Origin of the sequence: Streptomyces sp. NPDC091972 (genome assembly GCF_044756385.1) — a bacterium.
In the GTDB taxonomy this organism is placed as follows: Bacteria; Actinomycetota; Actinomycetes; order Streptomycetales; family Streptomycetaceae; genus Streptomyces.
In genome coordinates, this window is record NZ_JBIVSV010000005.1 from 410,706 (window position 1) to 423,066 (window position 12,361).

Below are 12,361 nucleotides of genomic sequence, written 5' to 3' on the forward strand. Positions count from 1 at the left end.
ACCTTACCTCATGCCAGGCCCCCGGCGCTGAAGCCGTGGGGCCTGAGTGCGTTCGTGGGGTGGGACGGGGCTGCGGGGCGCGGGAGTTGGGGCGTACGGTGGAGACGTGGGAGAGGGTCCGGGCGGGATCGGAGTGCCGCCTGGAGGGCCGTCCCGTCCATCCCGTAATGTGGCTTTTGTCGTCAGGCAAGTAGCAGCCGGACGAGGCTCTTGGGGAAGGGACTACAGGACTTGATGGAGCGCACCGTCGTCCGTTGTGCCGATGGGCACGTGTTCAGCACCGCTTCGTTCCCGATGCAGCAGGCCGAGCGCCTCGGCCCCGGACGGCTTGTCCGCTGTCCTCGCTGTGCCCGGCTTCGCAGCGTCGTGCAGGTGACCTTGGAGAAGCACTAGAGGGAAGCGCAGGAGATCGGTGCCAGGCGCGCGGGCCCGTCCGATGACGGCGGGTCCGCGCGCCTTGCGTATCCTCGGGGCGTGCTTCTCTCAGACAAGGACATCCGGGCCGAGATCGACGCCGGGCGGGTACGGATCGATCCCTACGACGAATCCATGGTGCAGCCGTCCAGCATCGACGTGCGCCTCGACCGCTTCTTCCGGGTGTTCGAGAACCACCGCTACCCCCACATCGACCCCTCCGTGGAGCAGGCCGACCTGACGCGGCTCGTGGAGCCGGAGGGCGACGAGCCGTTCATCCTGCACCCCGGGGAGTTCGTCCTCGCGTCCACGTACGAGGTCATCACGCTCCCCGACGACCTCGCCTCCCGGCTCGAGGGAAAGTCGTCCCTCGGCCGGCTCGGGCTCGTCACGCACTCGACCGCCGGGTTCATCGATCCCGGCTTCAGCGGGCACGTCACCCTGGAGCTCTCGAACCTGGCCACGCTGCCCATCAAGCTCTGGCCGGGCATGAAGATCGGCCAGTTGTGCATGTTCCGGCTCTCCTCGCCGGCCGACTTCCCCTACGGCAGCGAGCGCTACGGCTCCCGCTACCAGGGCCAGCGCGGCCCCACCGCCTCCCGCTCCTTCCTCAACTTCCACAGGACACAGGTATGAGCGCCGTACGGGAGAACCTCAGCTACGAGGGGTTCGGCACCGCGGTCCGCGAGCTCGCGCAGACCATCGCCGACGACGGCTACGAGCCCGACGTCGTGCTCTCCATCGCCCGCGGCGGGGTCTTCGTCGCCGGCGGTCTCGCGTACGCCCTCGACTGCAAGAACATCCACCTGGTGAACGTCGAGTTCTACACCGGCGTGGGGACCACCCTGGAGATGCCGGTCATGCTGGCCCCGGTCCCCAACGTGATCGACTTCTCCGACAAGAAGGTCCTCATCACCGACGACGTCGCCGACACCGGCAAGACGCTCAAACTGGTGCGGGACTTCTGCCTCGACGCCGTCGCCGAGGTCCGCTCCGCGGTCATCTACGAGAAGTCGCAGTCCCTGGTGAAGTGCGAGTACGTCTGGAAGCGCACGGACGACTGGATCAACTTCCCGTGGTCGGTAGAACCCCCCGTCGTCCGGCGGCAGGGGCAGGTCCTCGACGCCTGAGGGTGGTGGACGGAGGCACGGCGAAGGGCCCCCGACACAGGTCGGGGGCCCTTCGCCGTGGTGAGCGGGGTGTGGTTACCGTGCCGCGTAGCCGAAGCGGTCGCCCGCTGCCGGGAGGCCGCCCGTGCCGGGCTGGTACGTGGTCACCGGGGCGACCGCGCCGCCGGCGGTGACGTTGGACAGGGGCAGGGCGTACAGGGTGCCGTAGGTCGACGGGCCCAGGGGCAGGCCGACGTACAGCTTGGTGCCCGTGTAGTGGATGCTCGTGCCGAGCTGCTGGCCGGCGCCGGGGGCCGTGGGGATGCCGTCGCCGTCGCCCGCCTCCAGCCAGCGGTCGTTGGCGCCGGGGGCGCCCAGGAGCGAGAACGTGTGCACCGCGCCCGCGTTGTCCGCCGTGTCGATGGCCTCGTTCGGGACACCCACGGCCAGCTTCATCGTCGCCGTGGTGCTCAGCGCGCGCGGTGCCGTGTTGATCGCGGTCAGGGCGGCGCCCATGCGGTCGCCGGCCTCCGCGGTGCCGGTCACGTCGTCGTCGGCGTTGCCCTGGGAGATGTAGTTGAGCTGGCTGACGACGCCCGCGGCGGTGATGCGGAAGGTCAGCACGTTGCCCGCGTCGGCCTTGGCGACGCCGTCGATGTCGAGGTCCTCACCGGGGGCGCCGACCGCGAGGATCGAGTCGGTGGCGGCCGCGGCGCCCGAGGGACGGTACGGGGCGAGGGCCAGGGACCAGCCGAACTGGTCGCCCGCCTCGGCGCCGCCGGCGACGGTGTCGAGGTCCTGGTCGAGCCCGAACTTCGGGGTGGGCAGGCCCGCCGAGGTCAGGGTGTGGCTGAACACGGCCAGGTTGCCCGCGTTCTCGTCGGCGCCGATGGCCTCGCCGGGCGCGCCGACGGCGAAGAAGTTGGCGTCGGCCGCGACCGAGCCGCCGAAGCCGTCGTTCGCCTCCGCCGCACCCGGCACGTCGGTGCTGTCCTGGTGGAAGACGATGTTGGTCTTGCTGCGGAGGTAGAAGGCCGCGCCGGCTTTCGCCAGGCCGCTGACGCTCTCGCCCGGCGCGCCGCTGACCACGAACGGCTCACCGGCGGCGGTCACGCCGGCCGCGACGGAGTCGCCGAAGCGGTCACCGGCCTGGGGGACGGCGGTGGCCAGGGAGCCGGTGCCGGAGCCCTCCTCGAAGTGGGTGTTCTTCAGCGAACCGGTGCCGAGGCCGCCGGGAGCGCCGTGCAGGACGTCGACCATGCCGGAGTCGGCGGCGCCGCCGATGTCCTCGGCCGGGGTGCCCACGACGAGGTCGGTGCAGCCGTCCTCGTTCCAGTCGACGGTGGCCAGGGACTCGCCGAACCAGTCGCTGGCCTCGGCGGCGCCGGGTACCCAGTCGAGGTTCTGGTTGATCTCGGCGGTGCCCTTGCCGCCGCCGTAGACGATCCGGATCAGGCCGGCCGCGCCGACGCCGCCGACGGTGGCCCGCGGGTCGGAGATCGCGATGTCCTCGACGCCGTCGCAGTTGAAGTCGGTGACGCGCACGGTGCCGACCGTCGCGCTCACCCAGGAGGCGAGGTCGTCCACGCGCGTGACGACGCCGTCGGTACGGGTCTCGGTGCCGGCGATCCCGTAGCAGCCGCCCTGGTACGACTGGCTGGCCAGCGCGGCGAGCTGGGCGGTGCCGCCCGTCCCGCGGACCAGGGGGCCGCCGGTGTCGCCCATGCACGCGGCCGTGCCGCCGGTGCCGGTGACCGCGGCGTTCGTGGCGGTGGTGGAGTTCACCGCGAGGGTGCCGGTGTGCAGGCTGAGCGGGGCCCACTCGGTGGCGGTGCGGCCGTAGCCGGCCAGGGTGAGGCTCTCGCCGGCCGTGGGGGCCGCGGTGGCCAGGGCGATCGGGGCGACGTTGGTGACCGGGCGGTTGAGGCGGGCCAGGACCAGGTCGCGGTCGGTGCGCGGGACGAGCTGCACGATCTGGCGGGCGGCGCCCGCGGTGCCGGTCAGGTCGGAGCGGCCGATGACCGCGGTCGTGCTGGTGGCCGGCTTGCCGGCGGGCACGCTCAGGCTGGTCGCCGGGTCGGCGGCGAAGCAACTGGCCGCGGTCAGCAGCCACTCGCGGTCGACGAGGACGCCGGAGCAGCCGCGGTCGTGGTCGCCGACGGTGATCTGCGCGGTGTACGCGTAGGTGGTGTCGGCGGCGCTGACGGCGGGGCCGGTGACGGCGGCCGCGGGGCCCGCCGCGAGCACGGCGGAGCCGAGGGTCAGGGTGGCGGCCAGTGCGGCGAGGCGCACGGGTCTGGCGTAGGTCATGAGGTTGGGTTCCCTGGTGGGTGGCGGAGATCGGGCAAGGTGGCTCGGCGGAGCGCTACTTGGCGGTGCGGAGCTCCAGGAGGGTCCACTCGCGGGCCTGTTCGTCCGAGCTCTCGCCCACCGGGGTCCAGGCGTTCTTGGCGATGTCGTACGACTGCTGCTCGCTGCCGACCGTCATGTCGGCCTCGGTGGTGTAGTCGTTGCCGCGGATCAGGTAGACCGACGGCAGCTCCAGGGTGAGCCAGCCGGAGGTGCCCTTGACGTCGAAGCAGACCTTGCTCTTGTCGCGCGCCTGGACCTCCAACTGGCCCGTGCCGGTCGCACAGTCGGCCAGCGTGATGTGACCGTCGCCGCGCTTGAGCAGGATGTTCTTCTCGGCCAGGATCTTGTCGGCCTGCGGGTAGTCGAAGTCCTCGACGGCGTAACCGGGAGCCTCGCCGGCCACCGACACCGCGTCGGCGGAAGTGCCGCCCGCTGTCATGGCGGTCCAGGCCACGGCCCCGGCGGCCAGGGCGGCCACGGCGGTGCCCAGGAGTCTTTTGCGATACGGCCTCGACGGCATGGGAAAACGTCCCTTCATCACATCGGTCGATCCGGACGAGGAATGGCGGAAACGCAATTCGCGCACGGGCGTGAAGGAACGAGGAATACAGGTGCAGCCCCCCACTCCCGGCGATGAAATGACCCCCCTGGCCACCTGCCGGAAAACTGCTTGAACGGCTATGCAACCTCGCGCTCGCGAACCTGTCCACTTCGTGAACTCCCCCAAATGGGGCGAGCGTTGACAGTCCGCGGTGACCTCCGTCACGTGCGCGAACGGTTGTACGGGACCTCGTTGAGAAAAGGTAACGAAAATGTCAGGAGGATGCGCTATAAGTCGGGCATAAGGGCCCGTAGGTGCGTATGCGAGGCAAGAATTCGGTGGGGGAAATGTAAGGTGCCGTTAAAGATTGAGCAGTCCGCACGGGGGGTCATGTGATGGCGTACGCAAATTTGTCACTGTTCTCGCTCCCTGTGCTCGGCAAGGGAGAAACACGTTGAGTGTCAGATTGCGGGCCGTGCCGGTACGGCGCGGTTCCGTGGCGGCGCTGATAGCCCTGGTGATGATCCTGGGCATCGATCCGCGCCCCGCCGCGGCCGAGGACGCGGCACCGGAGTTCACCCGGGCCGACGTCCTCATGGAGTGGGAGTACGGCGGCGAGGGCGTCCGGCGCGAGGCCGAGGCGGCCCTGCTGGGCTCCACGGCCGACGTCCAGACGTTCATGGACCAGGACCTGGCGGCCGCCCAGACGGAGGATCTGCGGGTCGAGGTCGCGCAGATCATGGCCATCGGCGGCCCCTCCGTGCGCGCGAAGGCCAACACCGCGCTGGGGGGCGGTGAGGCGGAGCTCCAGGCGTTCCTGGACGACGGCTACATCGCGGCTTACGAGGAGGACCAGCGCGTCCAGGCGGCGCAGATCATGGCCTTCGGCGGTCCGGGCGTGAAGAAGGCGGCCAACACGGCGCTGAACGGCACGGCCGACGACGTGAGCGCCTTCCTGAACACCGGGCAGTACAAGGCGCGCGCCGACGACAACCGGGTCAAGGTCGGCAGGCTGCTGTACACCGGCGGCCCGAACGTGCGGCTGCTCGCGGGCCAGGCCCTGGACGGCACGGACGCGGACGTCCAGCAGTTCCTGGACGACGGCTGGGCCGTCGCGGCCGCGCGCGACCAGGAGACCATCACCGTCGCCCAGCTCGCCGAACTCGCCGACACGGCGCAGAAGCGGGCCAAGGAGCTGACGGAGACCGCCAAGGAGGAGGCGGCCAAGGCGGCGAAGGCCACCCAGGCCGCGAAGGCGGCTGCGCTGGAAGCGGCCGCGGAGGCACAGGAGTCCAAGGAGTCGGCGGGCCGGGCGGCCGCGGCCGCGGCCCGCGCGGCGGCCGCCGCCGACCGGGCCGCACAGGCGGCGCGCACGGCGGTCTCCGCGGCGGCGGCCGCGAACGCGACGGCACGCATGGCGGCCTCGGCGGCCGCACAGGCGGCCTACGCGGCCGGTCAGGCCGGTGGCGCGGCGGCCGCGGCGAGGGCCGCTGCCGGTGCCGCCGCCAGTGACGCGGGACGGGCCGAGGCGGCCCGCAAGGCCGCGGACAAGGCCAACGCCGCCGCCGCGGGCGCGCGGAAGGCGGCCGACGCCGCCGACCAGGCCGGTATCGCCGCCGAGCAGGCGGCCACCGCGGCCGGTGCCGCGGCCAGCGCGGGCGCGAACGCGGCGGCCGCCGCTGCCGCCGCCGCGGACGCGGGCCGCTGGGCCGGCGAGGCGGGTGCCAAGGGCGAGGAGGCCGCAGCCGCGGCCGCCAAGGCCAAGCGGCTCGCCGACCAGGCCACGCGCGCGGCCGACTCCGCGCAGTCCAACGCCCGGCAGGCCGCCACGGCCGCCCGGCAGTCGCGCGACGCGGCCAACGAGACCGCGGCGCACGCCGAGGCCGCGGCGATCGCGGCGAACAAGGCCGCCGACGCCGCCGGCCAGGCGGTGGACGCGGCCAAGGCGTCCACCGACGCGGCCAACGCGGCCAGCGAGGCCGCGAACCGGGCCATGTCGGCGGCCGAACAGGCCTCGACCGTGGTCGAGCTGGCCCGCAAGGCCGACACCGAGCGGCTGGCACAGCAGCAGGACGAGGCGGTCCTGGCGGCCGAGGAGGCCGCCGCGGCCCACGACGAGAAGGTCGCCGCCGCCCAGTGGGAGATCGGCAGGGCCCAGGAACTCGGTGCGCAGACCCGGCAGTTGATCACGGAGGCGGCCGCCTCCACCGATCTGTCGGTCACGGCCGCCAAGGGCCGCCAGGCCGCGGTCAATCTGCTGAGCAGCGGCGGGACCTGGGTGAAGGACGCCGCCGCGGACGCGCTCGCGGGCAGCGACGACGACGTGGCCGACTTCGTCCGCGTCAGGCTGGCCGTCGCGATGGAACAGGACGACCGCGCGAGCGTCGGCCACATCGCCACGACCACCCGGATCCCCGCGCAGGAGCAGGCCGCGCTGGACGTCCTGGACAAGCCGATCGACGAGGTGCGGGCCTGGCTGCGCACCCGCGCCTACCCGGGCAAGGAGGACGACGACCGGGTCGCCGTCGGCAAGATCGCCGCCCAGGGCGGTCCGGGTGTGAAGGCCGCGGCGAGCAGGGCACTGGACGGCACCGCCGCCGACCTGGCGGCGTTCCTGGAGACCGGGCAGTACGCGGCGCAGGAGGACGACGACCGGGTGGCGGTCAGCGAGGCCCTCGCCACGGGCGGCCCCGAGGTGCGGGCCGCGGCACAGGCCGTGCTGTCGGGCCCCGCGTCCGGGCTGCGGCCCTTCCTGGAGATCGGCCTCCACCAGGCGCGGCAGCGGGACGCCAACGCGGCCGCCCACCTCGCCGAGGTGAACGTCCTGCTCCAGGCCGCCTACAAGTCGGCGGCGCTCGCACAGAAGGACGCCGCCGACGCGCAGAAGGTCGCCGCGGAGGCCCGCAAGGACGCCGCCAAGGCCACCGAGTGGGCCAAGGCGGCCAACGACTCGGCCCAGCGTGCGAACACGTACGCCGAACAGGCCGACAAGTCCGCCGACCAGGCCGAGGCATCCGCCGCCCAGGCGGCCGAGTCCGCCCGCACGGCCCGCAACGCGGCCGCTTCGGCGCAGGCGGACGCCCGGTCGGCGGCCCGCTCCGCCGAGCGCGCGCAGCACTCCGCCGCCGTCGCCTACGGCTACTCCCTGGAGGCCAACAACTCCGCCTACCAGGCCGGTCTGTCCAAGCTGGCGGCTGAGGCGGACTCCGCCGCCGCCGCGAAGGCGGCCGGTGAGGCCATGAAGACGGCGGCCGACCTGCTGGTCGCGGAGCTGAAGAAGCAGATCCAGGAAGAGGCCGCGCTGGAGACCAGCAAGCCGCTCAGCGACAACGAGCTGCGCGCCGCCCTCGAACGGCGGCTGGTCGACTACCGGTCCATCGTCCTTCAGAACGGCGATCTGAAGCCGGGCGAGACCATGCTGGTCTGCGGCGGCGACGGCGCGGGCGGCATGGGCTGCATCACCAGCACCACCCTCGACCGTCTGATCGCCTGGTACATCGGCGCCGACGAGATCGAGAAGTGCCTTCAGGACAAGAAGCCCTCGTGTCTGTCGGGTCTCGCCCTCAGCGCCCTCAAGCTCAAGTTCCTGAAGAAGATGCACTGCGGGACGAGCAGCTTCGTGCCGGGCACCCGTGTGCTGCTGGCCGGCGGCCGGACCGAGGAGATCGAGGACGTCCGGGTCGGCGACCGGATCGTCTCGACCGACCCGGAGACGGGCCGCACCGAGGCGAAGCGGGTCCGGGCGACCATCGAGAGCACCGGGCCCAAGAACCTCGTCGGCGTCTCAGTCACCGGCTCCCGCGGACGGTCCACGGGCACGGTGGTCGCCACCCACAACCACCCGTTCTGGGCGGGCGGCGACCAGCGCACCTGGGTGGACGCAGGGGACCTCCGGACCGGCACCGTGCTGCGCACCGTCACCGGTGGGGCCGCGACGGTGGGCGGGACGCGGGCGTGGACCGTGCCGGAGCAGCGCGTCCACAACCTGACGGTCGCGGACTTCAACACGTACTACGTGCTGGCGGGCCGCACACCGGTCCTGGTGCACAACGCGAGCTGTCCGATCGGTTTCACCGCGGACACCGTCGCGGACGCGTTCACCGGGATGAACAAGGGGGGCGGGCATGCGATCCGGCACCTGATCACCGACGGACTGATTCCCAACAAGGGCAGTGTCGCCTCGCAGGTGAAGTACTTCCAGGACAACTTCGGGCACGTCCTGACGTCGCCGGAGAAGACGTTCGACTGGAAGATCGGCGGCACGCAGGCCAAGGGTTTCGCGAAGAAGGTCAACGGCAAGGTGGTGGTGATTTTCGTGGCGAAGGAGGGGAACTATCAGGGCAAGATCCTGAGCGCGATGGTGCTGGGCGCCAAGAACATGACGAAGTGGGGCCTGTGGTGAGTTCCCTCAAGGAGGCCCTGACGTGGAGCGGCCCCGCGGTGATCGGCCTGTTCACCCTGGGGCGGGTCGAGTCCGCGCTGGCGGAGGACGCGTTCGACCTCCTCGGCACGCGTCCGGACGAAGTCGGGGTCTTCCCCCTCTCCACCGAGGCCTGGGACCGGGACGCGGTCGTCCTGGCGTACGACCTCACCTTCGACGAGGGGAGCCTGGACGACCCGCGACTGCCCGGCTATCTCCGGGAATGCCTGCGAAAAGCCGCCGCGCACGCGGAGGGCATCGCCTGGCTGACGTTCGAGGGGGCGTTCCACTTCGACCACCTCTTCACGGACGACATCGCCGATCAGGTCTACGGCTACTGCGTGGCCGGCGGTGAGCCCGTGGTCGTCTGGGACCACGGGACGTTGACGAGCGACCGGTGGAAACGCGAGATCGGGGACGTGCGGTCGGCTCTGGACCGCGCCTTCCCGGCGTGACCCGAGGCGAAGGGCTCCCGGTGACCACCGGGAGCCCTTCGCCGTCGTACCGCCGCAAGACCCTAGAACGTGCCCAGCTTCACGATCGACAGCAGGGCGATGAGCTGGATCGCCGACGCGCCCAGGGCCTTGGGCCAGGGCAGGTCGTGGGAGCGGGAGACCATCAGGGTGAGCAGGGCGCCGGCCGCCACCCAGGTCGCCCAGCCCAGGAGCTGGACGAAGGACGCGTCGCCGCCGAAGAACATGGCCACGATCAGACGGGGGGCGTCGGTCAGGGACATGATCAGCATGGAGAGGCCGACCGTGGGCTGCCACGCGCCGTCGCCGCCGAGCTGACGGGCCAGGGCGTGGGTGACGACGCCCAGCACGAACGCCGACAGGACCATGGCCACGGCGGTCGTCAGGACGATCGGGATCGCGTTCGACAGGGTGGCGTTGATCGCGTCCTGGCGGGCGTCCTCGAAGCCGAACACGGCGAGCAGGCCGTAGAGGAAGGTCACGACGAGGGCCGGGCCCCACATCGTGTAGTCCCGCATCTGGAGGAAGGTCTGCTTGGGCGAGAGCAGGATGCCCTTCAGCAGCTCCTTCCAGTGCAGACGGGGGCCCACGGGTCCGGCCGGGGCCGAGCCCGCGCGGTAGGTGCCGCCCGGGTTGTAGGGGTCCTCGCCGACCGAGAACGCCTGCGTGTGGCCCGGGTTGTTCGCCGCGTACGGGTCAGGGCCGCCCTGCGGGTGCGGGGCACCGCTGCCGTCGCCGAAGTACTCCGGCTCGTCGTAGCCCCCGCCGCCCTGGGTCCACTGGCCCGGGTGGGCCTGCGGCGCGGGAGGGTAGCCGTACGGCTGTCCCTGGGGCGCCTGCTGCCCGTACGGAGGTTGTTGCGGTCGCGCGTGAGGAGCGCCGTTGTCCCGGCCGCGTCCGATCCTGAATCCAGCCACGCCTTCGAACGTACCTGGTCCCGGGGAACGGCGTGTGCGCCCGGGGTTTCGGGGACGGCTTTGCTGCCGAGCTGTGACATCCCCTAAGGGGGCCGCCGGCCGCCCCCTACGGGCTCGTGAGGAACGCCGACGTCGAGAACGTGACGGCCGGCTCCGTGGCCACCAGGCCCCGCTTCGTCCCGGCGAACACCGCCACGGTGTCCTTCGTCTCGCTCCGGTACGTCCGCACCGCGAGGTCCGCGCGGCCGTCGCCGTCGAAGTCGCCGATCGCGACGACCCGGGTGGTGCCGGTGGCGGGAGGTTCCACGGTGACCGTCGCCCCGGTGGACGGGCCCGTCGTACGGCCCTGAAAGACGCGCAGGCGAGAGCCGCTGGAGACCAGTTCGCTCAGGCCGTCACCGTCGAAGTCGGCGGCGTCCAGGACTGATCCGGGCGAGGCCAGGGAGCCCTTCGCCGCGGTGGGCAGGTCGTAGCGCAGGGACGTTCCGCCCATGGCGCCGACCGCCGCGTCCAAGGCCTTGCCGCGGCCGAAGGAGCCGAGGGCCACGTCGATCCCGGACGGCAGGACGGCTCCGGTGCGGGTCGGTCCCGCCGGGCCGCCGAGGACCACGGCGGCGGGGCCGGTGCCCGGTGCCGCGCGGACGATCAGGTCGTCGTGGCCGTCGCGGTCGACGTCGGCCGCCGGGCCCGTGGGGACCTCGCCGGGCGCCGGGATCGGGGCGCCGGCCCCGTGCGGGGCGCCCTTGCGGGTGAACGGGCCGCGCAGGTAGGTGAGATGGCCGCCGGTGGCGTGCAGGACCAGGTCCTCGGCGTCGTCGCCGTCGAAGTCGCCGCAGACCGGCTGGTCGGGCCAGTCGTTGCCGACGCGGGCGACGGGCGGGACGGTGAGGTGAACGGCCCTGCCGGTCAGGCCGTTCGGGGAGCCGAAGAGGATCTGGAGCGGGACCGGGGGCGGGCCCTGGCCGTCGTAGGGCGGGTCGGTGGAGACGACGAGGTCGGTGAAGCCGTCCTGGTCGAGGTCGCAGGTGGCCTCCGCGTCGAACAGGGCGGGGAGTTGGCCGTCGGTGGCCGCGCCCTGCCCGCCCGGGGTGATCAACTGCCGGGCGCCCGGGACGAGACCGCGCTCACTGCCGTAGACGATGCCGATGCCGGGGTCGTCGGCGTGGGCCTGCGCCTTGACCAGGTCTCCCAGGACGAGGTCGCGGTGGCCGTCGCCGTTGAAGTCGTCCGGGGTCCTGCTGCCGTCACCCTTCGGTACGGGCAGTCGGGCCGGGGCGTCGGCGATCCGGACCGGGGTGCGGTCCGCGGACCCGGAGTGGTGGGTGGGGCCGCAGCTCGCGAGGAGGAGGGCGGAGGCGAGGGCGGCGAGGGCGGCGAGCAGGGTCCCGCCGGGGCGCGTCGGCACCGTCACGTCTTCCCGCCCGAGCCGCCCGGCCCGCCCGAGGTGCCCGATCCGCCCGGCTCGCCCGAGCCGCACGACCCGCACGACCCGCCCGAGCCGCACCGTTCGCACACGCACCGCTCACCTCGTCAGCATCATGGACAACGACCCGGGTAATGATGCACGTGTTCGACAGGTGGCGACAGCCCCGTAGAGCCCTGGAGTCAAGTGGTGGACGCGGAAGCGGTGTTGCACGTCCTGGACATGCTGCGGCGGGCCGGGACCGAGGTGTGGGTCGGCGGCGGGTGGGGGATCGACGCCCTGGTCGGCGAGCGGACCCGGGACCACCGTGACCTGGACCTGATGCACCGGCGGGAGCAGGAGCCCGCGGTGGTCGCGGCGCTGTCCGGCGCGGGCTTCGTGGAGAGCCTCGACCTGCGGCCGGTGCGGTTCGTGGTCACCGACGGCGGGGGACGGGAGGTCGATCTGCACCCGCTGGTCTTCGCCGGGGACGGTTCCGCCGTTCAGGCGTCCGGGGTGCCGGGGCGGCCCTTCGTGTACCCGGCCTCCGCCTTCGTGACCGGGACCATCGGCGGGACGCCCGTCCCGTGCCTGTCGGCCGAGCAGCAGGTCCACTTCCACCAGGGCTACGAGCCGACGGAGCGCGACCGGCACGACATGGCCCTGCTGCGGCGCGTCTTCGGGATCGCCACCCACTTCTGAGCGCCGACGCGCCGGAGCCCCCAGGACCGGC

9 protein-coding genes are annotated in these 12,361 nt (G+C 72.5%); 5 read left to right on the top strand and 4 right to left on the bottom strand.

From position 1 onward, the window contains the following. The first annotated feature begins 474 nt into the window (after positions 1-474). Together dcd and ACIQJT_RS17670 are read left to right on the top strand one after the other, a co-directional pair. Positions 475-1,050, top strand: coding sequence for a dCTP deaminase (dcd, locus tag ACIQJT_RS17665; protein ID WP_053847548.1), 576 nt, complete (start codon positions 475-477; stop codon positions 1,048-1,050). Then, complete coding sequence (locus ACIQJT_RS17670) at positions 1,047-1,544, top strand: phosphoribosyltransferase (RefSeq protein WP_365453502.1); 498 nt, start codon at positions 1,047-1,049, stop codon at positions 1,542-1,544. Before dcd ends, ACIQJT_RS17670 begins: the two co-directional genes overlap by 4 nt. 75 nt (positions 1,545-1,619) lie before the next feature. Here the strand turns inward: ACIQJT_RS17670 and ACIQJT_RS17675 are convergent, their stop codons facing one another. Both ACIQJT_RS17675 and ACIQJT_RS17680 read right to left on the bottom strand, forming a co-directional pair. Then, complete coding sequence (locus ACIQJT_RS17675) at positions 1,620-3,833, bottom strand: S1 family peptidase (RefSeq protein ID WP_402644361.1); 2,214 nt, start codon at positions 3,831-3,833, stop codon at positions 1,620-1,622. A 55-nt stretch (positions 3,834-3,888) separates the two neighbouring features. After that, the gene (locus ACIQJT_RS17680; RefSeq protein WP_365453508.1) at positions 3,889-4,395 is read right to left on the bottom strand and encodes a hypothetical protein; all 507 of its coding nucleotides are present in this window, start codon (positions 4,393-4,395) and stop codon (positions 3,889-3,891) included. Between the two features lie 475 nt (positions 4,396-4,870). Between ACIQJT_RS17680 and ACIQJT_RS17685 the strand changes: the two genes are divergently transcribed. Then, positions 4,871-8,818: a polymorphic toxin-type HINT domain-containing protein gene (locus tag ACIQJT_RS17685; protein ID WP_402644364.1), complete on the top strand. Its 3,948-nt coding sequence runs from the start codon at positions 4,871-4,873 to the stop codon at positions 8,816-8,818. Then, positions 8,815-9,291, top strand: coding sequence for a hypothetical protein (locus ACIQJT_RS17690; protein ID WP_365453514.1), 477 nt, complete (start codon positions 8,815-8,817; stop codon positions 9,289-9,291). Before ACIQJT_RS17685 ends, ACIQJT_RS17690 begins: the two co-directional genes overlap by 4 nt. A gap of 62 nt (positions 9,292-9,353) precedes the next feature. Here ACIQJT_RS17690 and ACIQJT_RS17695 read toward each other — a convergent pair whose 3' ends face one another. Together ACIQJT_RS17695 and ACIQJT_RS17700 are read right to left on the bottom strand one after the other, a co-directional pair. Continuing rightward, entirely contained in the window at positions 9,354-10,226 is an 873-nt protein-coding gene (locus ACIQJT_RS17695) for a YIP1 family protein (RefSeq protein ID WP_402644367.1), read from the bottom strand. Between the two features lie 106 nt (positions 10,227-10,332). Next, a complete protein-coding gene (locus ACIQJT_RS17700; RefSeq protein ID WP_402644787.1) occupies positions 10,333-11,631 on the bottom strand; it encodes an FG-GAP repeat domain-containing protein in 1,299 nt (432 codons plus the stop codon). A gap of 207 nt (positions 11,632-11,838) precedes the next feature. Here ACIQJT_RS17700 and ACIQJT_RS17705 point away from each other — a divergent pair, with 207 nt between their 5' ends. After that, positions 11,839-12,330 carry a nucleotidyltransferase domain-containing protein gene (locus ACIQJT_RS17705; RefSeq protein WP_365453520.1) on the top strand — a complete coding sequence of 164 codons (492 nt, stop codon included), beginning with the start codon at positions 11,839-11,841 and terminating at the stop codon, positions 12,328-12,330. Positions 12,331-12,361 lie beyond the last annotated feature (31 nt).